This window comes from Photobacterium chitinilyticum (assembly GCF_004104355.1).
Lineage (GTDB): Bacteria > Pseudomonadota > Gammaproteobacteria > Enterobacterales > Vibrionaceae > Photobacterium > Photobacterium chitinilyticum.
Genome location: NZ_RJLM01000001.1, coordinates 582,849 through 604,085, shown reverse-complemented (window position 1 = coordinate 604,085; position 21,237 = coordinate 582,849). Strand labels below are relative to the sequence as shown.

General features: G+C 48.7%; 17 protein-coding genes. 3 read left to right on the top strand and 14 right to left on the bottom strand.

Going from position 1 to position 21,237, the window contains the following annotated elements:
- Positions 1-16: 16 nt before the first annotated feature.
- Positions 17-805: an AmmeMemoRadiSam system protein B gene (gene amrB, locus EDI28_RS02555; RefSeq protein WP_128782958.1), complete on the top strand. Its 789-nt coding sequence runs from the start codon at positions 17-19 to the stop codon at positions 803-805.
- Positions 774-1,361 carry an AmmeMemoRadiSam system protein A gene (gene amrA / locus EDI28_RS02550; protein ID WP_128782266.1) on the top strand — a complete coding sequence of 196 codons (588 nt, stop codon included), beginning with the start codon at positions 774-776 and terminating at the stop codon, positions 1,359-1,361. Before amrB ends, amrA begins: the two co-directional genes overlap by 32 nt.
- Positions 1,362-1,468: 107 nt before the next feature.
- Here amrA and EDI28_RS02545 read toward each other — a convergent pair whose 3' ends face one another.
- The 5 genes from EDI28_RS02545 to EDI28_RS02525 form a co-directional block, all read right to left on the bottom strand.
- Complete coding sequence (locus tag EDI28_RS02545) at positions 1,469-2,569, bottom strand: DUF3541 domain-containing protein (protein ID WP_128782265.1); 1,101 nt, start codon at positions 2,567-2,569, stop codon at positions 1,469-1,471.
- Between the two features lie 149 nt (positions 2,570-2,718).
- Positions 2,719-3,327 carry an alpha-ketoglutarate-dependent dioxygenase AlkB family protein gene (locus EDI28_RS02540; RefSeq protein WP_128782264.1) on the bottom strand — a complete coding sequence of 203 codons (609 nt, stop codon included), beginning with the start codon at positions 3,325-3,327 and terminating at the stop codon, positions 2,719-2,721.
- A gap of 78 nt (positions 3,328-3,405) precedes the next feature.
- Positions 3,406-4,539, bottom strand: a complete 1,134-nt coding sequence (gene prpC / locus EDI28_RS02535; RefSeq protein ID WP_128782263.1) for a bifunctional 2-methylcitrate synthase/citrate synthase — start codon at positions 4,537-4,539, stop codon at positions 3,406-3,408.
- A gap of 77 nt (positions 4,540-4,616) precedes the next feature.
- Positions 4,617-5,687 carry an endonuclease/exonuclease/phosphatase family protein gene (locus EDI28_RS02530; protein WP_128782262.1) on the bottom strand — a complete coding sequence of 357 codons (1,071 nt, stop codon included), beginning with the start codon at positions 5,685-5,687 and terminating at the stop codon, positions 4,617-4,619.
- Positions 5,688-5,836: 149 nt separating this feature from the next.
- Entirely contained in the window at positions 5,837-6,322 is a 486-nt protein-coding gene (locus EDI28_RS02525) for a hypothetical protein (RefSeq protein WP_128782261.1), read from the bottom strand.
- Between the two features lie 480 nt (positions 6,323-6,802).
- Between EDI28_RS02525 and mobB the strand changes: the two genes are divergently transcribed.
- Positions 6,803-7,318: a molybdopterin-guanine dinucleotide biosynthesis protein B gene (gene mobB, locus EDI28_RS02520; RefSeq protein ID WP_128782260.1), complete on the top strand. Its 516-nt coding sequence runs from the start codon at positions 6,803-6,805 to the stop codon at positions 7,316-7,318.
- Positions 7,319-7,422: 104 nt separating this feature from the next.
- Here the strand turns inward: mobB and EDI28_RS02515 are convergent, their stop codons facing one another.
- The 9 genes from EDI28_RS02515 to ssnA all read right to left on the bottom strand — a co-directional run bounded on the left by EDI28_RS02515 (position 7,423) and on the right by ssnA (position 21,225).
- Positions 7,423-8,805: an NCS2 family permease gene (locus EDI28_RS02515; protein WP_128782259.1), complete on the bottom strand. Its 1,383-nt coding sequence runs from the start codon at positions 8,803-8,805 to the stop codon at positions 7,423-7,425.
- Positions 8,806-8,970: 165 nt separating this feature from the next.
- On the bottom strand, positions 8,971-10,287 hold the full coding sequence (gene guaD / locus EDI28_RS02510) for a guanine deaminase (protein WP_128782258.1): 1,317 nt from the start codon (positions 10,285-10,287) through the stop codon (positions 8,971-8,973).
- Positions 10,288-10,505: 218 nt separating this feature from the next.
- Positions 10,506-11,921 (bottom strand): nucleobase:cation symporter-2 family protein, encoded by a 1,416-nt coding sequence (locus EDI28_RS02505; protein WP_128782257.1) that lies wholly within the window; start codon positions 11,919-11,921, stop codon positions 10,506-10,508.
- A 311-nt stretch (positions 11,922-12,232) separates the two neighbouring features.
- On the bottom strand, positions 12,233-15,109 hold the full coding sequence (locus tag EDI28_RS02500) for a molybdopterin-dependent oxidoreductase Mo/Fe-S-binding subunit (protein WP_128782256.1): 2,877 nt from the start codon (positions 15,107-15,109) through the stop codon (positions 12,233-12,235).
- 2 nt (positions 15,110-15,111) lie between these two features.
- On the bottom strand, positions 15,112-15,906 hold the full coding sequence (gene ygfM / locus EDI28_RS02495; RefSeq protein WP_128782255.1) for a molybdopterin-dependent oxidoreductase FAD-binding subunit: 795 nt from the start codon (positions 15,904-15,906) through the stop codon (positions 15,112-15,114).
- Positions 15,907-16,335: 429 nt separating this feature from the next.
- On the bottom strand, positions 16,336-17,235 hold the full coding sequence (locus tag EDI28_RS02490; RefSeq protein WP_128782254.1) for an FAD binding domain-containing protein: 900 nt from the start codon (positions 17,233-17,235) through the stop codon (positions 16,336-16,338).
- The gene (locus tag EDI28_RS02485) at positions 17,229-17,699 is read right to left on the bottom strand and encodes a (2Fe-2S)-binding protein (RefSeq protein WP_128782253.1); all 471 of its coding nucleotides are present in this window, start codon (positions 17,697-17,699) and stop codon (positions 17,229-17,231) included. Before EDI28_RS02485 ends, EDI28_RS02490 begins: the two co-directional genes overlap by 7 nt.
- Positions 17,696-19,882 (bottom strand): xanthine dehydrogenase family protein molybdopterin-binding subunit, encoded by a 2,187-nt coding sequence (locus EDI28_RS02480; protein ID WP_128782252.1) that lies wholly within the window; start codon positions 19,880-19,882, stop codon positions 17,696-17,698. The genes EDI28_RS02485 and EDI28_RS02480 overlap by 4 nt, the downstream gene beginning before the upstream one ends.
- Positions 19,883-19,896: 14 nt before the next feature.
- A complete protein-coding gene (gene ssnA, locus EDI28_RS02475; protein WP_128782251.1) occupies positions 19,897-21,225 on the bottom strand; it encodes a putative aminohydrolase SsnA in 1,329 nt (442 codons plus the stop codon).
- Positions 21,226-21,237 lie beyond the last annotated feature (12 nt).

Genomic DNA, 21,237 nt, shown 5'->3' with positions numbered 1-21,237 from the left:
TAACCGTGTGATTTCAATGAATATTCGTCCACCCGCTGTTGCGGGTAGCTTTTATGACAAGTCCCAAAAACACCTTCAATCTCAGCTTGATAGCTGGTTGATACCCGTCTCGAATGAAAACAAAAAAGTTCGGGCGCTGATTGTTCCCCATGCGGGATATATCTATTCGGGAAAAGTTGCTGCACAGGCATACCGCTATCTGAAATCACAGGCAGAGGATATCCGCAAGGTGATCCTCATTGGTCCCAGTCATCGCTATTTTTTCCAAGGATGTGCAATTCCTTCAGTTGACTATTTCTCCTCACCACTAGGGGATATACCGATTGATAAGCAAGGTGTTGAAATTATGAAGGAAATAGATGATATTGAAGTATCGGACCAAATTCATGCCTTCGAGCATTGTCTCGAAGTACAGCTACCGTTTCTGCAAACTTGTTTAAATAAATTTACCCTGTTGCCGCTCTTAACCAGTAATGTATCACCAGTCAACGTCGCTAATTTACTCGATTCGTTATGGCAGGATGAAAGTACACTGTTGGTCATCAGCAGTGATCTTAGCCATTTTCACCCTTACTCCGAAGCGCAGCGAATTGACCAAAACACCTGCTCTTTAATTGAACACTTCGAACCCACTCTCACCCCTGAGCAAGCATGCGGTTCGACCGGTATAAACACATTACTTTTACTCGCGAAGCAACGGGATTATCAGTTAACACGCATGGAATTAAAAAACTCCGGTGATACAGCCGGAGATAAGGAGAGAGTCGTCGGATATGTCAGTTACCTCGTATCAGAACCTAAATAAAGGGGAGCTTACCCAGCTACTAGATATTGCCCGGGAAGCAATTCGTGGCCACTTTTCAGAGGACTTGCCTCGCCCGCCTCAACTCGATCTATATGGTAAAAAATTACTCCGGCCCGGTGCCTGCTTTGTGACACTCGAAGTCGACGGCCAACTGCAGGGTTGCCTTGGCTCAGTAGCCGCTAACTCACCATTAGTCCTAGAAGTACATAACAAAGCGCGCGCCAGTGCCTACCAGGATCGGCGCTTTATGCCACTCACGGAAGATCAGCTAGAACAATTAGTAATTGAGATCTCTGTCTTGTCTGAGCCGGCAGTACTTGCTGTCGACTCCGAACAAGAACTCATTGACTATCTTGAAAATAATAGAGTTGGCGTCGTATTGTCGGATAATCACAGCCAGGCCTTGTTCTTGCCTCAGGTATGGGAGCAGCTCAAATCTCCCAAGGACTTTATCCGTCACCTGAAGTCAAAAGCGGGTTGGAATGCTGTCTACTGGTCACCAAGCATGGAAGTCAGAACATTCACCGTCACCAGTATTAAAGGCAAATACTTTTAGTCCCTAGAGTATTCAGTTGAATACAGCAAAAAAAATAAGCCCTTAGTACAAGGGCTTGTTTTAAAATATCATTCAAGCGGGCCGTCGCTACTGCGTAGTTAAATTAGCTACTGTGCAATGAGACCATATGGAACCGAGCTAAAAATTGCCGGTTGCTTGGCCACCGTCGGCACCTCATGCGGGCCTCTCCAGTCCAGCAACATGATGGCCAGCACATTTCGGTGTTCACCATCAAGCAGTTCAGTTTCCCCTTTCACCGACGGCACCATACCCGCCTCCCGGTCAATTGAACCCTGAATAGCCTTGCGGGCTTTCTCTACCACAGGATCACTTTCCAGCCCCGCCAGCAGAAAGTTTATACCGACTTCCGCCACAACATCTTCTTTCGAGCGAGCCAGAATAGTATCGATATTCTGGCGGTAGTAATCGAACACCCACTGAAAATCTCGCTCGTTAATTGGGTGCTGGTAGTACTCTGATGCTGCAAATATGATATGGGTCAGGCCATAAATTTTATTCATAAACTGCTGCTCGGTAAGCTCCGCATCCTTACTATCCGGATAGGTCGCTCTGAACACCTCAATGAATTTATCAACGACATCCTGTTCGCCCAACTGACGTAACCAATACACCTGGTTGGCAAGCTGGGCGGCCCACGCTCGAATCATGTCCGGATCCGTCGCATATTTGGCAAAATCATAACGGCGGATCACCTCACGCAACGTCTTATCATTTTGATGTTTGAGGCCATATTCATTGGCACGGGCCATCGAGCCCAGCAAGTCGACCCCAAGATACAGATATTCAGGTTGAGTGCGGGTAGCTGCATACCTTAGCTTGCCTCGAACATCCGCTTTTTTGCTGTAGTTCTGAATACGAGTTTCTGAATATGCTTTAATTTGCTCCGGGGTATGCACTTCGGTAGCAAACTTGTTCAGCCGACTTGCAACACGAGCCATATCCGACCAAATTGCCGCAGCGTATTTTTCATCTTGGGTCTGGCGATACATTCGAAGCCCGTAATGCCCCATTTTGAAGGCCGGTAACGAGTAGAGCCTGGCCTCGTAAGTGTTTCGGATAAGATCGGCATCTTGCTGATAGGAAGAGAGCGTTTCTGGTTTCTGCATCGGAGATGAGGCCGTTTCGGCATAGACTCCCCATACCAATAAAGACAGGAAGAAAACCAACCCTACATTCAAAGACTTCATATACCCCTCCATTGCCACCCACTCGATGTACATCCTAGTCGCACAAAAACGCTACCAGACGACCATAATGGTTAAGTCAGAACAAGGTCAAATATACGGACAATGCGAACTGAAACGGTGTGATCAAGCTTAACAACTTGAACACTTATTCACAAAATCGTTCTGTAGGTCAGATTAATTCGAGGTGATTTGGGCCGCTGAGTTTTGGGAACTGAGTGAGACCAGAACTGCTGGGTTGTTCCCGCCATGACCAACAACGAGCCGGATTTCAGGTTAAACTCCTTTTTCTGCTTGCTCTCAAGATGCGTCAACACAAAGCGTCTTTCCTCTCCGAAGCTGACAGAAGCAATTACAGGCTGCAAACCTAGCTCCGCCTCATTGTCCTGGTGCCAACCCATATAATCCTGTCCGTCGCGATACAGGTTGGCCAATACCGAGTTGAATGAGCGATCACACACTTGCTCGCAGGCTGTTTTAATCGCCAACAAAGAGGGTGTCCAGGGAGCCGGATTCATAGTCAGCCCAGAATAGGTATAAACAGCCTCGCCGTACCACGCCTGTAATCTTGGCTGTAAAATATCACGTCCAAACATCCGGATGGTTTCCTGTTGCCAATTCAACTCGGCTGACAACTGACGGAAATACGCCTCGGAATCGACGTCAGATATAAATTCCGGTGCCCAATACAGTTTTCCATCAGGTATATCCAGCCACTCACCAGACTCAGCATGAGACGAAAATAGATCCAAGTTCTCCATTACGACCAATCCTTAGTTTACTAATACCAATCTAGATAAGTAGTTAATCAGATAGTTGCGCAGGAAAAATCACTAGGCTCAACGACGCTGCTCAATCGGTAACCAATCCTGATGTTCGGGGCCAATATAGTCAGCACTGGGTCTGATAATCCTATTGTGCGCCCGCTGCTCAAAAACGTGGGCAGCCCAACCGGTTAATCGACTCATCACAAAAATAGGCGTAAATAACCGAGTCGGGATCCCCATGAAATGATATGCCGTCGCATGAAAGAAATCAGCATTGGCGAAGAGTGACTTCTCCCGCTTCATCACGGCTTCAACCCGAACCGAAATATCATACAGCACAGCATCATTAGCTTGCTTGGCCAACTTCTCGGACCAAGCTTTGATCAATACGTTTCTCGGATCTGACTCTCGATAAATCGCATGACCGAAACCCATAACTTTCTCTTTTTTGGCCAGCATTGCCAAAATCCCGGCTTCCGCCTCGTCAGGTGTTTGCCAACATTCGATCATGTCCATCGCTGCTTCATTGGCACCGCCATGCAAAGGCCCACGCAAAGTACCTATCGCGGCGGTAATACAGGAATAGAGATCAGTCAACGTTGATGCACAAACCCTCGCAGAAAACGTCGATGCATTAAATTCATGCTCGGCATAGAGAATCAAAGAGCAGTTCATTGCCTGTCGATGCAATTCTGAAGGCGTTTTTCCGGTGACCATTTCTAGGAAATAACCACCAATGCTATCTTGCTCGCAGTAAGTTTCTATCCTCACACCATGGTGACTATAGCGATACCAGTAACAAATGATGGCAGGCAACAAAGCAAGCAGCCGGTCAGCCTTGTCATATTCCTCGACAAAGTCATGTTCCTGTTCAAGATTACCAAGCATTGAGCACCCGGTTCGCATCACATCCATTGGATGGGCATCTGCGGGGATCTGTTCGAGAACAACCTTTAAGGCCATTGGTAATCCACGATAGGAAATTAACTTAGTCTTGTAGGCAGCAAGCTCTGCTTTGGTCGGAAGGCTCCCCTTAAGCAGCAGGTAAGCGACTTCCTCAAACTCTGCATTTGTCGCCAAGTCTGAAATATCATAACCGCGATAGGTTAGTCCCGTGCCGGTTTTGCCAACAGTACACAATGCCGTTGAGCCGGCACTTTGTCCACGCAGTCCTTCTCCACCCAATGCTTTTTGTGTGGCTGACATAATCTGGCTCCTTGCTGTTCAATGGCCATACCCAAACTAAAGATAGGCCAGAAAGATCAGCCGAACCAATTGAAGGGCTAGACACTTAATGCGATATCAACCCATACAAGGCGATGATCCGATCCCGCTTGCGGCCGCGACCGCCCTCTCTCATCACAAATTAAAGATCGCATTGGGTCTTTCTTATCTGGCCAGAAAATGCCAGTTTGCGATACAGTCAGATTCGAAGATGGCAGAACATAATCTAATCTCAATCCTGAAATATGCGTCCATTCAGTCCCCCTCCCTTTACGCTGCTGCCAGGGAATAGTAAAGCGCCCCCCGAGGCTTTTCGGCGTCATCTTGCCAGTACTGACCGAATGGTTTAGTCGCGGATGAAGCAGAAGGTCACGGACTGCCGGTTTCATCCCGTCACCATCGACCATATCTGCATTGAGATCGCCCATCACCACAAAGGCATCTTTCGCAGCCAGGCCACCGGCTCCGCCGTCATCGTCACGAAGATAGCTCGCACTATTGATGATATCGGTTACTAGCTTGAGCTCATCATGATTACGACGTGCATTGCGCTTCTCGTCACCATCAAATACTGGAGGGGTCGGATGGCAGCACAGTAGGTGAACTATCTGACTACCAACTTCAATAGGGACAACTACATGGTTTTTAGACGATAGTCGCAATACACTTTCGGCTTGCTCGCTGTAATAATTCGCCGGCATCACGTTATCGGGCAGATCTTGCCAGAGCATGTTCTGCCAGCTTCGGATCTTATTTTCTGCAATGGGATATTGAGACAGGATGACAAAGCCAAAATGACCATGGTGTTCACCGAAGCCCAAACCGTCAGCGGGCAAAGTCAGTACTCCGTCGCCATCAAGATCATGGGGGCTCATCAGGCCGGTATTTGTCGGCGGGCAATAACGATAGGGGTACTCAATGGGTTGTTGCTGATACTGAGGACGCTCGAGATAGTGACGACAAAAGTTAGCGACACTGCCGTCATCACCACCATTTCCCGGATGGTCAAACTCACACAGCATCAGTACATCCGGGCGGGTATGTTGAATAATTGCAGCCAGTCGCGACAACCGAGCATCCGATTTTGACGCGGTTAACTCAAGGATTTGCCCGGGAGCAGGTGCTGACATTGAGATATTGAACACCGCAACACGAAGTGATTGCGACGATGAAGGTTCAGATAACAAGAAAGACACTCGATTAAACAAAAGAAGCGGAAATTATATACTAAATTCACTAGTTAATTTCCGCTCAGTTCTACCCCCCAACAATACACCTTTCAGCTCATCAGCTGAGTGATCGCCAACCGGATTTGCTGCGCATCATGCATCGCCCGATGCTTCACCGGCCCCTGCTCTTCCAGTGCCAACTGGAACCGAGCCCGTTCGATACCATTTTCCTGCATCAGCCAGTGACCAATCTCCGTTAACATAAACGACGGTCTCATATGCGCGGCATGATAGAGCCTGCCCAACCAAAAAAGATCCCACTGACTATCACAAAACACGTATTCATACTGACCGAGAGCAGCATTAAGATGCTGGCATACCTCAACCACCTGCAAGCCTTTTCGGTGCAGTTCCTGACGAGAAATTTGATGAATTTCATGTTCGGCGAAGTCATCCCAGTATTGCCAAACATCACTTGCCGTTAACGGGTTAATCAGTAAGCTGTTGCCACTACCATCTGGTAAAGAGTATCCCACTTCAATCGGGTAAGACTGATCGGATAACCCAGACGCCTCAAAATCCAACGTTGCCCACATTGCACTCTCCCTGATGCTTATTCTGATCTTCTTCGTAATACAGAACGGCGACTTCCTGTCGAAATTACACTGAATCACGAAATACTGAATGTTACTGCAGCATTGTCTACGTCTTTTTGTATTAACAGATGTAAACGAACTACACAATAAATGTAGTCGGAATCTGCCTTCTAAGGGTAAAAAAGTCGCCACAGCTCACTATTGATACAATTGTACTCAACGATGATTTGCCACAGTTTGATAAGTATCAAAATCATCAACAGCAAAACAGACAAAATAGACTTGTACAATATTGTCATTGCTATCGACCACTTATTGAACTGTCTTGACCGCATTAACAATTGCATCCACTTCGAGTGTCGTAATATCAATTTGAATAGCTAATAACTGGCCATTTTCTTTCCATAATTAGCTCAACATCATGACGTGATGTTCAATATCAATTAGGATCTAGACAAACAGACCCACTCGAATAACACCATGACTCCAATTATAGGTTTTGCCGGCTATAGCGGCTCGGGGAAAACAACCCTTCTGGAACAACTGATCCCACTACTGAAGCAACAAGGCTTACGGATTGGGTTAGTTAAACACAGTCACCACTGCATCGACCCTGATACCCCAGGCAAAGACAGTTACCGACTTCGCCATGCCGGATGCGCGCAGACACTCATGGCAACCAAAGAAAGGCATATGCTCTATTTCGAGTACCCTGAAGAGGAACGCGAAGAACCGGAGCTGCAAGCCTGCCTACAGCAGCTCGATCATAGCCAGCTGGATTTAGTATTAGTGGAAGGGTTCCGCGACGAGAAATTCACCAAAATTGAAATTCACCGCCCTAGTTACGGCAAACCGCTGCTATACCCAAACGACGGCGGCATAATCGCTTTCGCCACTGACGGCAACAAGCCTGAGGGGTGTACGCTCCCCCTACTCAATATCAATCACCCAGAAGAAGTCGCCAAGTTTGTTGTTTCTTGGTTAAAAGCGCAATAAACACGACAATATCTGAAAACGAAAAGCGAGAGCCAACAGGCTCTCGCTTTTTATATTAAGCTAACACATCCCCCCTTCTAAAAGAGAAGGAATAATGGCTAAACCTAAATCGCCCAGCCGCCCGCGTAGAATGCGACCAAGATAATGGCAATTAGCACGGTACCGATGTTCAGACGCTTGTATTCGCCCGAGATAATACGGCCAATGACCAATGAGCTGAAGCCCAGCATAATACCGGTAACGATATTACCCGTCAGTACAATGAATACGGCACACATCAGGCCAGACAATGCATCAACAGAATCGCTCATGTCCAACTTGCTGACATTGCTCATCATTAGCAGACCAACATACATCAATGCAGGCGCCGTCGCATAAGCAGGAACAAGGTAACTAACAGGTGATAAGAACAGCATTAGTACGAACAAACTACCAACAACCGTCGCGGTCAAACCTGTTTTACCACCAGCAGCGGTACCGGCAGCCGATTCGATATACACGGCTGCAGGCGCACCACCGACAAAACCGGCAAAGATACTACTGACTGAATCCGCTGTCAGAGCTTTACCACCGTTAATGATCTGCCCATCTTTATCAAGCAAATTTGCCTGACCGGCGACTGCACGGATCGTACCAGTAGCATCAAAGATTGCGGTCATAACCAATGCCAACACACTTGGAATAACAATCGGGTTCAACGCACCCATGATATCCAAGCTGCCAAGCAGCGACTCACCTTCAGCACCAAATGACGGCATGGCAAATAAGCCCTGATACGTCACATTCGGATCGAAAACCAGACCGAAAATAGAAATAGCGACAATCACCAGCAAGATACCACCAGGTACGCGACGCTTCTCAAGACCAAAAATAGCCGCCAGACCAATGATGGACATCAACACAGGCAGCGAGGTAAACGAACCCAATGTAACCGGTAAACCTGCATGCGGGTTCTTCACAACCAGACCAACGCCGTTGGCAGCGATTAGCAACAGGAATAGGCCGATACCGATACCTGTACCGTGAGCAATACCAAACGGCAAGTTGGTTAAAATCCACTGGCGGACGCCAGTCACGGTAATCGCGGTGAAGAGCACACCCATAAGGAATACGGCACCCAGAGCAACAGGAATGCTAATTCCCTGGCCAAGTACCAAGCTAAATGCGGTGAAAGCGGTCAGCGAAATGGCACAGCCAATCGCCATCGGTAACTTAGCCCACAGCCCCATCAGCAACGAACCAAATGCCGCCACCAGACAGGTTGCTATGAATACCGCCCCCTGGTTAAAGCCTGCAGCGCCAAGCATACTTGGTACAACGATAACCGAGTACACCATCGCAAGAAAAGTTGTTAAACCTGCAACCATTTCCTGTTTTACGGTACTGCCGCGCGCCGAGATTTGAAAATAACCGTCTAACCCGCTTTGTGGTTTAGCTTCTGAGGCTATATTCGCGGGATCACTTTGAATTGTACTATTTTCAGACATGGTGATAGTTCCTTGTTTGTCGTAGAGAGTAAAGAGTGCGCTGTACCTCGATCAATGAGACGCTCTCTTTACTGCCCAGAAAGTTTGTTGAGCTTCCTCTCAACGTAAAATCAATTTCCTCTATACTTCTTTTATTCTTTGAAATCTTTAGCTACGAGCAATACATCATCCGCGTTCGTACACCAAGCGACCATCAACATAGGTCCGGTAAATACTGCGGTCATCACCCAGAGTCATCAGCAAGAACAATTTGTCTGCCAAGTCTTTCGAGCTGTCATAACGCAACTGCTGAAGCGGTGTTGCACACGGATCGATAATGACAAAATCGGCTTCTTTGCCCACTTCGAAGTTACCAATCAAATGATCCAACGATAGGGATTTCGCCGCTCCCAATGTAGCTAGGTAGAAGGCCTCAAAAGCCGAAAGTCTATGCTGCTGAAGCTGCATCACCTTGTAGGCTTCATTAAGGGTTTGCATCATGTTGAACGTCGTACCAGCACCAATATCAGTTCCCATACCTACTTTGACATTACGTTTCCAGGCTTCCTGAAGCTTGAACAGACCGCTGCCGAGGTAGAGGTTGGAGGTCGGACAGAATGCGATAGCCGAGTCGGTATCCTGCAGGCAGTCCCACTCTTTGTCTTCAAGATGAATACAATGAGCAAATACGCTCTTGGAACCAGTCAGACCGTGGTGATGGTAAACATCAAGGTAGCCATCTTGCTCCGGAAACAGTTCTTTCACCCACTCAATCTCATTCTTGTTTTCACACAGGTGAGTATGTACATAGGTGTCTGGGTACTCTTCCTTCAGCTTACCCGCCATTGCCAATTGCTCAGGTGATGAAGTCGGTGCAAAACGCGGGGTGATCGCATACAGCAAGCGACCACGCTTGTGCCATTTTTCAATCAACTCCTTGGTCTGGTTATAACCGACTTCCGGGGTGTCTAGCAGGTACTCCGGCGCATTGCGATCCATCATGACCTTGCCGGCGATCATTCGCATGTTGATTTTTTCGGCTTCTTCAAATAACGCTTCCACCGATTCAGGGTGAACAGTACCGAACACCAATGCCGTCGTCGTACCATTGCGCAAGAGTTGCTTGATGAAGAATGTCGACATTTCCCGCGAGTAGTCTTTGTCTTTATAACGAGCTTCGGTCGGGAAGGTATAGTTGTTTAGCCATTCAAGCAGCTGCTCTCCGTAAGCACCAACCATCTCCGCCTGCGGGTAGTGAATATGGGTATCAATGAAACCGGGCATAACCAACTTACCCGGGTAGCTGCGAATACGCACCGACGCCGGTACCAGATCCTTGCCCTCTTCCCAAGGGCCGACCCATTCAATACGGCCATTATTAACCAGCATCAAACCGTCTTCGATAAAGCGAATGTTGTTTTCGATATCCTCAGGCTTATCGACCACGTGGGCAATATCCATAATCGATGCACGAATTGCCTTAATAGATTGGGTATATTCCATAATTACCTCATTAATGTCTTTGTCCGCCAGCTTGCTGTTTACTCATGAAATCCGTAGGGCGATAACATGTACAAGCTACGTACTGACCTTTTATAAATCTGTTTTGTGGAGTATTCGATGTTCATTTTCTACAAAAAACCTAACTGGTTGCTGAACTGCTCCCTGAACCAGTTTCTGAACTGAAACCAGAAAAGCACCCAACATCGGCTCCTTGCCACTTAACTACGATCTGGCTCTGCCTGCTGGCGAGCAAGGTTTTCTTCCTCTTCCAATGCACGGTCACATGCTTCACACTCTTTGATCTGCTCTTTCAACGCTTCGCGTTTTTCCTGGGCACTTTCTGCTTCATCTGCACGATTAATACCCATTCCAATATTCAACACCAATGCAACCAGCGAACCTGTTGTGATCCCTGAACCTAAAATCACCCTCATTGAATCAGGTAAGTGAGTGAGAATTTCAGGACGCACTGTCACCGCCATACCGGAAGCGACACCCACAGCAATGATCAACATATTACGTTTAGTAAAGTTAATGCGCGAAAGGATACCAATACCTGCTGAGATGATCATTGCAAACATCACCAAACCTGCTCCACCCAATACAGGGGAAGGTATTGTCACGACGATACCGCCCAGCTTCGGAAACATACCGGCTAATAGCATGATTACGCCCGTTACAGCGACCACATGACGACTAGCAACACCGGTGATAGAGACAATACCTACGTTCTGGCTGAATGATGAAAATGGTGTTGCACCAAACACCGATGCCAAGGCGCTACCTATCCCGTCACACAAAATTCCGCGTGACAGCTTCTTGCCGGTTAGCTTGGTATGGGTGGCATCACTCAGAGCAAGAAAGTCCCCGGTTGATTCCATGATGGTTACCAGATAGGCAATCGACATCCCGATAATACCGCTAACAGTAAAGCTCAGTCCAAACGGTATTACTTTCGGCAACGCAAAGAACTCAGCATCACGAACAGGAGAGAAATCAACAATACCCATGAAAATCGCCACAATGTAACCGACTGCCATGCCAATTACGATAGCTGCGGCCGAGATGATACCCTTGCCAACCTGCGACAATACGATAACCACCACCAGCACCAACAGCCCCAACATCAAGTTACTGACCTGGCCGTAACCTTCCTGCCCGACAAAACCTCCGGCAAACCAGTCAACCGACACCGGCAGGATAGTCAAACCAATAAGAACAACAACCGTACCGGAAACAACAGGCGGAAACAGCTTACGGATCTGAGGCATGAACCGGCTACCAATAATCATCACCAGTGATCCCACCAGCGAGGCGCCGAAAATACCTGAGACACCAGCATCCAAACCAATGGAAATCGATATTGCAACAAAGGTAAAACTGGTTCCCATAACTACCGGCAAACGGATCCCTACCGGTCCTACCCCCTTACACTGAATAATCGTTACCACCCCTGATACCATCAGGGCTGCATTAACAAGGATGACCATTTGATCGGTCGGTAAACCAATCGCACTACCAACAACCAGAGGAACAGCGATAATCGCCCCCATAGCAGCCAGCATATGCTGTAAAGCAAGTAAAATTGCAGCTCCGACAGGAGGCTTGTCTTCTACGTTATAAAAGAGTTTCATTTCAATACCATCCGTTTCTTTATACTTCCCTGGATATACGTCCGCCTTAAGGCTTCTCTTGTGCCTATTTAGCAGCAACGCATCCATTGAAAGATTGGACGAGTATGGAATCGATAACCGAGCCAGAAATTCCCCAAGGGTCCCACACCCGGCTCTATGCCAAGTGTTGCCTCACCCCTATACACCGCGACCAAAACATGTTTAGTCAATACCGGCCAAGCTATGACAGCTCACTCGTAATTAATATCTATCGATATAAAATAAAAGCGGTCATTTCCCATCCCCTGAAAATTAACCGCTTTTAGTATTACTTAGAGCTTATTAAGACCTCTCAGCACCTTCTCTGGTGTGAAGTTCCATTCTCGGATCCACACCCCGCAGGCATCATGAATAGCGGTAGCAATGGCCGGAGCGGCACCGTTAACGCCAATCTCGGAGATTGACTTGGCACCAAACGGACCGACAGGATCGTCGCTTGGCACCAATGCCGCGCGGAAATCTCGCGGAATATCGCCAATCATAGGTGCACCGTAACTCTTCAGATCGGTGTTAAGCGGCACCCCGTTCTCGTCGTACATCAGCTCTTCGCACATACTGTGGCCAATGGCACGCATACTGGCACCGTAAATCTGGCCCAACGCCAAATCAGGGTTGATAGGCGTACCACAGTCAAGCAGCGCATGAAACTTGTTGATCTTGATTTCACCTGTGCGGGTATTTACCGCCACTTCAGCGAAGTTAGCTCCATATGGGAAAGCAAAGTCAGAAGTAATGAAGCTACCACTAGTCAGTAGCTGACCCCAACCTTTGCCGCCTTCAGCCTGATGCGCAATCTGACCGAAGGTCACTTGCTTGCCGTCTTTCCCTTCTACCGTTGCGGGGAAGACCAATTTAACATCAGCGACTTCTGCGCCTAGCATCTCGGCACCACACATCAAAATACGCTCGCGCATCGCTTCAGCCGCTTTCTTCGCGGCATTACCTGAGAAACAGGTACCGGAAGAGGCGTAAGCACCCTTATCAAACGGGCAGTGGTCGGTATCACCAGAGATCACCGTAATTTCTTCTAGCGGCATCTTCAGTGTTTCGGCAGCAATTTTGCCGACTACCAAATCCAGGCCTGTACCGATATCGGCGCCACCGGAGTGAACAATCAGAGTACCATCGGAAGCCAGCTTGGCTTTACAGTTCGCCTGATCGATATCAGGGATCCCTGATTTCTGCTGAATAATGGCAACACCACGGCCTACCGTCCAGTCAGCACCCAAATCTTCTTTTGGTGCATCCCATCCGATGTCTTCACGCCCCTGACGCAACACTTCATCCAGCGCACAAGAAAGTACACGAGGTGGCTCAGCAGGTAAGTCACCCTCACCAACCGCACCCTTGATTTTCAGCGGATCACCTTCATGAACTCGGTTCTTCTCGATAATATCGAGCAGATCCATATCTAGCTCTTCAGCCAGTTCAGCCAGCATCATTGTTAGCGCAAACACGCCTTTCGGTGCACCATATCCCTGATAGGCACCAGTCGGACAGATATTTGAATAATACGTTGTCACCTTAAAGCGCACATTATCAATCGGGTAAAGTGGCAGTGACAGCGCCGGACCATTTGAAGGCACGGTAAGGGCATGGTTACCATAAGGACCTGTGTTGGCCTCGAAATCCATGTCGATTGCTGTCAACGTACCGTCTTTTTTCATACCCACTTTCAGGTGCACCTTCGCAACATGGCGAGTTGAACACGCGATGAACTCTTCTTCACGGGTATAGTGAAGATAAACCGGACGGCCCGTTGTGAAAGTGGCAAACGCCGTTAGGTCTTCGACCAAGATATCCTGCTTGGAGCCAAATCCCCCGCCGACACGTTCTTTAACAACATGTACGCGGTTCTGTTTGATTCCTAGGATCCTCGCAACCTGGCGACGAACATGGAACGGCACCTGAGTTGATGCATGCATAACAACACGGTTGCCATCCATATAGGCGTAGCAGATATGCATCTCTGTCGGCGTCTGCTGGGCTTGCTTAGACTCGTAAGTACGTTCAAGGATTATATCGGCATCTGCAAAGCCCTGATCGATATCACCGATTTGGCCATTAACAGAAGCGGCGATATTCTTGCGCGGCATACAACCAATTGGGAAGTTGACAATCAGCTTACCTTCACGCGGATCTGCGTCTTTATTCTGCTCATCTAAATCATCAGGTGCACCTGCCAAATACTCAATCGGCTCGTTGTGAATGATTGGTGCATCGGCAGCTTGTGCCGCTTCAATGCTCATCACTGGCTTAAGCACATCATATTCAACATCAATCAGTTTCAAAGCGGCTTCTGCAATTTCAACGCTTTCAGCAACAACTGCAGCAACACGGTCACCCACGTGACGTAACTTTTGACAGAACATACGGCGGTCAAGCGGTGACGGCTCAGGGCCAGTCTGGCCACCCGGAGTGTAAGGAATATCCGGGCAGTTTTCATGGGTGATGATATGAACAACACCTTCCAACGCTTCAGCTTTGCTCACGTCTAAATGCTTAATCCATGCATGTGGGTGCGGGCTACGCAGCACCTTAAGAACGCAGGCATCAGCCGGGATGCGATCTTCAACATAACAGGGCTTGGCCTGAACCATTTTCACGGAGTCATCTTTCGGGCTGACCTTACCGACAACGTCCAGGTCATCACAAAATTCTGGTGCAACCTCTTCGGTATACTCTGGTAGACTCTTACGCTTCGCAGCCAACTCCACGACTTGGTAGAACTGTTGATAACCGGCATCACGGCTGAATAGGCCAGAAAGCGCGTCGTCGATTTCATCACGAGAAGGTGACGCAATACGCTCAAGCAAGTCGGTTAAGATCAAGGCAGCAGCGGGATCGTTATAACCAGACTGGACAACACCAACATCGATCATCGCTTGCTGAACAACACCCAGCTTATTGTGGGTACTGAGTGATTCAGCAGTACGTACATCTCCACCATCTAGCTGTGCTGCAATCAACAACGAGGCATTGACCAACTCGCCATTAAGCAAGATCACATCTGATCCGGCAAAACCATAACCATCATCACTATTACGTACAGAATGAAGACCCATTCCATGTAGTAATATCTGTACATTTTTACCGAGCTGGCACTGAAGTTCCTGAGGACGGCCGTTCAGAGTAAATTTAATAGTCATGGTTACGCCTCCTCAGCCAGGTGCTGACACTCAGCCAGTAAATCTGTCACAACAACACCGGCAATATAACGCTTGTACTCAACGCTACCTATAATATTGGCCACAGGATGTACAGCATCAGCAACCGCCTGTTCTAACAACTCACCTTTTAAATCTTGCTTTTCGACATCGCGTAAACGGACAGGCCTAGCCGCGCCATTATGCATCGGTGATACCCCGTCAAGTGCGATAATTTTGTTTCCGTCTTTGTCGATTGATACTGCAGCTGTTACAACAGCCAGACCAGCAGCAGAGCGGACAATGTTGTATCCAAGACAGGTAAGGTTCACATCCGGGATAATGACACTGGCAATCAAATCGCGCTTATCCGCTGAAATATAATCTTCAACATCACTTTCACGGCCATCGGCCAACACAACGCGTGCTTTCAGGGCTATCAGGCTTGGTACCAATAATGCCTCTGGTTGCAAAGCTGCGATCTCGCCACCCAAAGTGGCCTGATTGCGCACATGGCGGGAGTAGATAAATGCCGCGGCTTGCTTAAGTGCTACAGGCACCAGCTCACTGTCAATCAGGTTCTGAATTCGGCACATCGCACCGATATGCAGGGCTTCGCCTTGCTGTTCAATTTTGTCGAAGGCCAGGTTATCAAGCGAAATTGCTACCGTTTTCTCAGTTTTGCTTGGTGCGGCATTAAGCTTGGAACCACCGGCAAACCAGGTTGCAGCGCCATCATGTTGCTGCATTAAGTCGAGTGCTTGGGCAGTAGAGTCCGGTCTCAAGTAGTGTTCAATCATTTTTCTTACCTTTTTAGAATTCTACTTATCTTTAAATTCATAATCTCTTTGTAAAACAGAGGTAATGAAGGTCCTTTTAAATATTCTTAAGCAGTAAAAGGCAACTATTGAGCCAAACTTGATTGTCAGTCTGATAAGAGATGAGTTTCGTGAGCACGGTCAGAAATCGGACCAGAAATGAGACCTCTATCAACAAGGTATTTCGCATTCATCCAGGGGATAACGGTGATTTAGATACACCAAATAAGATTGCTTCTCAGTTCATCCGAATCATCTATCAAAATAGTATTGTTACTATCAAATTGATAACTATCAGGTGTGATAGTTGATAATTTCTTCAGAACAGCACTCAAGGGGAAATGACAGGCAAAAAAAGGGGGCCACCGCCCCCAAACATGAAAGAAATAAAATTAAGAGGATAGTTATAATCTATTGGACGCTAAGCTGGCTGAGCCAACGTCTTAGTAGATTGAGGGATGCCTGATGGCGATATTCAGCGGTTGAACGTTGATCGTCAATCGGGCGGATAATTTCACTATACATGGCGACAACTTCGTCGATAAACCTTGGTTTGGCTAATTTCTCGGTTGGTTGACCGATCACCAGCGATTCTAACTCGCGACTGCGAACAACCGTCGGTCCAACGGCACCAAAAGCCACTCTCCAGTCCACCAGCTTACCTTTTCCGGTACGACCTTTATGCACCTTCGCCAACCCTGCAACCGATAATTTGGTCAACGCATTGGCCGCCCGGGTTCCCACCTTGTGATAGAAAGTCACGGGCAAATCTGCCTGCGGGATCACGACATGGGTCAACATCTCACCTTGCCTGAGCTGACTGAGTCCCGGCGCCAGAATAAAATCTTCCAGTGCCATTTCTCGCTGCCCCTGCAGTGACGACAGAACAACGCGAGCATCAAGCAAATACAGTGCAGGCAGAGAATCCGCCGCCGGTGAGGCATTACAGATATTACCAGCCATGGTTGCTCGGTTTCGCAGGGCTGGAGCCGCAATCTTGGCGACGCTCTGACGCAAGACATCCGGTACCAGCGGGTGCTTCTCGATCTCGTTAAGAGTCACTCCGGCACCAATGAACAGTGCCGAATCAGCATCACCTTCCGCCTGAGATTCCAAGCTGGCCTGGGTGATATGCTTCAGTTCATCGATCGCATCGACAAATATCACATCATGGGTAAAACTTGGCGTCATACCCGGCCTGACACTGTGTTGTACCATCAGATCCGTGCCGCCGGAAAACAATGTATGATCCCCTACGGCCAGCTTGTCCAGCGCCTGCTCCAAAGTATCAGGACGATATACCTCTACCATAATCCCTCTCCTTTCTCGCTGGCGATCTTCGCTGCATCGACGATCATCCCGTAACCCGTGCAGCGACAGAGGTTACCCGAGATAGCCGTGCGGATTTCCTGCTCGCTCGGCTTGGCATTGACTTCCAGCAATGCATACAAAGCCAGTACCATCCCCGGCGTACAGAAGCCACACTGAACTCCTTTGGCCTCCAGCAGAGCATTAATCACACACTGCCCTTTCTCGGTCTGACGCAATCCTTCCAGGGTCATCAACCTGGCACCCTCGGCCTGGGCTAAAGGCATCATACAGGCATTAACCAGCTTGCCGTTAAACAAGATCGAACATGCGCCACACTCGCCTTCACCGCAACCTTCTTTGGTCGCCGTCTTGCTAAGATTACCGCGCAATGTGTTAAGTAGTGACTGCATTGGGTCGGCATCAACCTCGACCAGCTCATCATTCAAATAGAACTCGATCTTCATTTTGCCTTCCCTCCGTCTCTTACTTTGATTGCCGTTTCGCCCAAATAAAGGGCCTTACAGATTTTCTCCGGCGTCACCGGAATTGATGAAAACGACTTGCCAATTGCAGATTCAACCGCTGCGGAAAACGCTGCCGCGCCACCGTTGTGCGTCAATTCGCCGCCCCCTTTGGCACCATTCGGGCCAAACGGATAAGGGTTATCAACCAAATCACTTTCGATTGCCGGTACATCCAGCGCAGTCGGGATCACATAATCAGCCATGGTTTTCTGGGCGAACCCCCCATCTTTGTTCAGCTCCATTTTCTCGCAGCTGCCGTAACCAAGCGCCTGTACCAAACCACCGTCAATCTGGCCTTTGAACACCGTCGGTTCAATTGCCCGGCCAATGTCATACACCGCCCAGGCCCCAGTAATGTCTGTCTCGCCAGTCGCCATATCGACTTCAACCTCGACGACGTTCATGCCGTAACTGACTGCCTGATAGGCATTGCCCTGGTAGGTACTTTGATCCCAGACATGGTAATCCGGCTTGCGATACACCTCTTCGATTTCCTGCTGCTCACCTTCCTGCCAGTTAAGCTGCAGCTTCTGCGCGGCTTTCTCCAACAAGTAACCGACAATCAAAATTGAGCGGGATGCCACCGTCGGCCCAGAGTCTGGTACGATGCCGGTATCAGGCACCGCCAGTTGAATCGTATCCAACGGACGGTTCAGCGTATCTGCAACGATCTTACGGAACGTCAGGCTCAGCCCCTGGCCAATGTCGGTATTAGAAGCAAGGATCTGAACGGTTCCATCGGCAAGCTTGATCACTCGTACTCTCGCCCGCACCAAGGTATCTTCCAAGTCGCCGGCAAAGCCACAACCATGCTGGAAGACAGCCAGCCCAATACCCTTGCGTTTTCCACTGCCGAGGCATTGTTCATTGATATCTGGCTGGAAAGCATTGAGCGCGACTTTCGTGTTGTAGTCAGACAAACTCAGGATCCGCTCCAGCATCTCATCAAGTACCAGATCACCGAAGATCTTGGCACCCGTCAGACTGGTAGAATCCGACTTGAGGAAGTGGCGGTGCTTGAATACAGCCGGATCTTCGCCAAGTTGCTTGGCGATATGGCTCATGTGGGTTTCCATGCAGAAACAGTTCTGCGGTGAACCAAAACCACGGAATGCCCCTGTCGGCACCGTATTGGTTGTCCATGCATGGCCTTCGACATACACATTAGGAATGTCATAGACATTGGTCGCAGTGGTGAGGGAACGCTGTAGAACAATGCCTGAAAGGCTGAGATAGGCTCCGGAATTAATATCGAAATTCAGTTCCATAGCCACAATGTTGCCATCGGCGTCAATTCCGGTTCGGTAATGGAATTCGACCGGGTGGCGCTTGGACGTGAACTGGATATCTTCGCTACGCTCCAGCACTATCCGGATAGGCTGCTGCAATTTCTCAACCGCAACTGCCAACGGTCCGGCAAGTACATCAGGGTAATCTTCCTTGCCGCCGAAACCGCCACCGGTCGGGCACTGAATAGCACGCACATGATCATGGCCGAGTAACACCGCCATACAATGGTGAACATAGAAGGGACACTGCATCGACCCTTCGATGACGATCTTACCGTCCTTGGGGTAGCCAACACAACCTTGGGTTTCAAGGTATATATGTTCCTGGTAACCGGTACTGCACGTTTCCTCAATAATTGTTACTGCCTGTGCAAAACCCTCGTCGATATCACCTTTAGTCAACGTATGAGTATCAAGCACATTGTCTGTTGAATGAATGGCGCCATCGATGAGTGCTTTCGATTGTTCAACCGTATAAGCCGGCGTCAGCGGTGTATAATCCACCTTAATTTGTTGCAGTAGCTGTTCTATAACATCTGGGTCGGGGCCAACCAACAGATAAATAACCTGACCGACGAAGCGTACTTCTTTGTCCGCAAATGCCGGCCAGTCAATTTCTACGATAGGAAGTACATTTTGTCCCGGTACATCGTCGGCACCAAACAGATGGTAACCTTCAGGTAGTTCCGGGATCTTAACCGATTTAATTACGCCTCTGGGGCAAGAAGAGCGGTAGAACCGCCCTTCTAATAGTCCCTCGTAATGGCGGTCGGCAATATACTTAGCTTCTCCAGTGGCTTCTGCCCACTTGAATCGAGTATTAACCGTATCCATAACGGGATCTCACATTAGTCTAATTGATCCATTGTCTTCCATAGACGCTGGGCTACTTTGCTGGCTTCAGCATAGATAGGCGCAACATCGAACGGGAAAGCGCGATCTTCATACACAAAACGTCCTTCAACGATAACGCTGTTGACGTTACCCGCATTAATGCCAAAGGCAATATGTCCAGGCAGGTTGTCTGCCACAAACGGTGTCGGGCTGGTGTAGTCAAGAATGGTCAAGTCGGCCTTGTTGCCAGGGTCCAGGCGACCAAATTTGGCTCCGAAGTTACGTGCCAGGATTTCATTCCCGTTCCAAAGGTTGCGAGTGAAGCTATCAGGCCAAAGCGGGCCACCGGCATCACGATGCTTGAAAAAAGCAAATTTGAGCTCTTCAAACATATCAGCTCCAATACCATCAGTACCCAATGCCACATTCTTAAAGCGGGTCAGCTTGTTGTTGTAACCCACGTTGTTGTTCATGTTTGAACGGGCGTTATGGACCAGGAAGCCATCTTTGGCATTCAGGATATCGATATCGCGATCGGACAGGAACAAACCATGGGCCAGCAAGGTTTTCTCGTTGATCAAACCAAAGCTGTCGAGACGCTCGACAATATCTTGACTGTAATGATGGTGGCTATGGGTCACGTCGTAGCGATCTTCCGCTACATGGACATGGATACCACGCCCCGTTGCCTGAACAGCCTCGGCCATCATGGCCAAACCTTCGTTGGTCACCGTAAACGGTGCGTGGGCACCGATATGCGCTTCCACCAAGTAAGGTTCTGTCCCTTCTGCCTTGGCACGGTCAATAAGCTGGGCAAAGGCGATGTTCTCTTCGACACCCGCCATCATTTCCTTCATACCACCATTACGGTCGGTGGTTTCATAGCAGGTCATGCCACGCAGACCGGCTTTCAGGAACCCCTTGCGAAGGGTGTTAAGCGATCCCGCGATGTAGTTAGGCGAAGCATGATGGTCAATCACCGACGAACAACCATTCTTGATCGCTTCCAGCGAGCAGATCAGGCCACTGTAGTAGACCGCTTCCTCATCCAGCGCGCGGTCCATCCGCCACCACAGGTTCTTCAGAATCGAAATGAAATCCGGGCTTGGCTTGATATCAGCCATAATGCCGCGGGCAAGACCCGAGTAAAAATGGTTATGCGAGCAGACAATACCCGGCATGACCAGTTTTCCCTTCATCTCCTTGATAGTGGCATCTGGGTATTTAGCCGCCAGATTCGAACCAACTTCCTTGATCACGCCGCCATCGATGACGATATCAACGCTTTCCTTAATCAGTGCAGGTTCAAACTGCACTGCCGTTGCATTTTTTAGTAATAACATTCCTGATTCCTC

Coding starts and splice junctions, on each gene's coding strand:
- EDI28_RS02545 (WP_128782265.1), bottom strand. CDS start 2,569: ATGAAGTCTTTGAATGTAGGGTTGGTTTTCTTCCTGTCTTTATTGGTA.
- EDI28_RS02490 (WP_128782254.1), bottom strand. CDS start 17,235: ATGGTAGAGGTATATCGTCCTGATACTTTGGAGCAGGCGCTGGACAAG.
- mobB (WP_128782260.1), top strand. CDS start 6,803: ATGACTCCAATTATAGGTTTTGCCGGCTATAGCGGCTCGGGGAAAACA.
- EDI28_RS02505 (WP_128782257.1), bottom strand. CDS start 11,921: ATGAAACTCTTTTATAACGTAGAAGACAAGCCTCCTGTCGGAGCTGCA.
- ssnA (WP_128782251.1), bottom strand. CDS start 21,225: ATGTTATTACTAAAAAATGCAACGGCAGTGCAGTTTGAACCTGCACTG.
- EDI28_RS02530 (WP_128782262.1), bottom strand. CDS start 5,687: ATGTCAGCACCTGCTCCCGGGCAAATCCTTGAGTTAACCGCGTCAAAA.
- ygfM (WP_128782255.1), bottom strand. CDS start 15,906: ATGATTGAACACTACTTGAGACCGGACTCTACTGCCCAAGCACTCGAC.
- EDI28_RS02540 (WP_128782264.1), bottom strand. CDS start 3,327: ATGGAGAACTTGGATCTATTTTCGTCTCATGCTGAGTCTGGTGAGTGG.
- EDI28_RS02500 (WP_128782256.1), bottom strand. CDS start 15,109: ATGACTATTAAATTTACTCTGAACGGCCGTCCTCAGGAACTTCAGTGC.
- EDI28_RS02515 (WP_128782259.1), bottom strand. CDS start 8,805: ATGTCTGAAAATAGTACAATTCAAAGTGATCCCGCGAATATAGCCTCA.
- guaD (WP_128782258.1), bottom strand. CDS start 10,287: ATGGAATATACCCAATCTATTAAGGCAATTCGTGCATCGATTATGGAT.
- amrB (WP_128782958.1), top strand. CDS start 17: ATGAATATTCGTCCACCCGCTGTTGCGGGTAGCTTTTATGACAAGTCC.
- prpC (WP_128782263.1), bottom strand. CDS start 4,539: ATGTCAGCCACACAAAAAGCATTGGGTGGAGAAGGACTGCGTGGACAA.
- EDI28_RS02485 (WP_128782253.1), bottom strand. CDS start 17,699: ATGAAGATCGAGTTCTATTTGAATGATGAGCTGGTCGAGGTTGATGCC.
- amrA (WP_128782266.1), top strand. CDS start 774: ATGTCAGTTACCTCGTATCAGAACCTAAATAAAGGGGAGCTTACCCAG.
- EDI28_RS02480 (WP_128782252.1), bottom strand. CDS start 19,882: ATGGATACGGTTAATACTCGATTCAAGTGGGCAGAAGCCACTGGAGAA.
- EDI28_RS02525 (WP_128782261.1), bottom strand. CDS start 6,322: ATGTGGGCAACGTTGGATTTTGAGGCGTCTGGGTTATCCGATCAGTCT.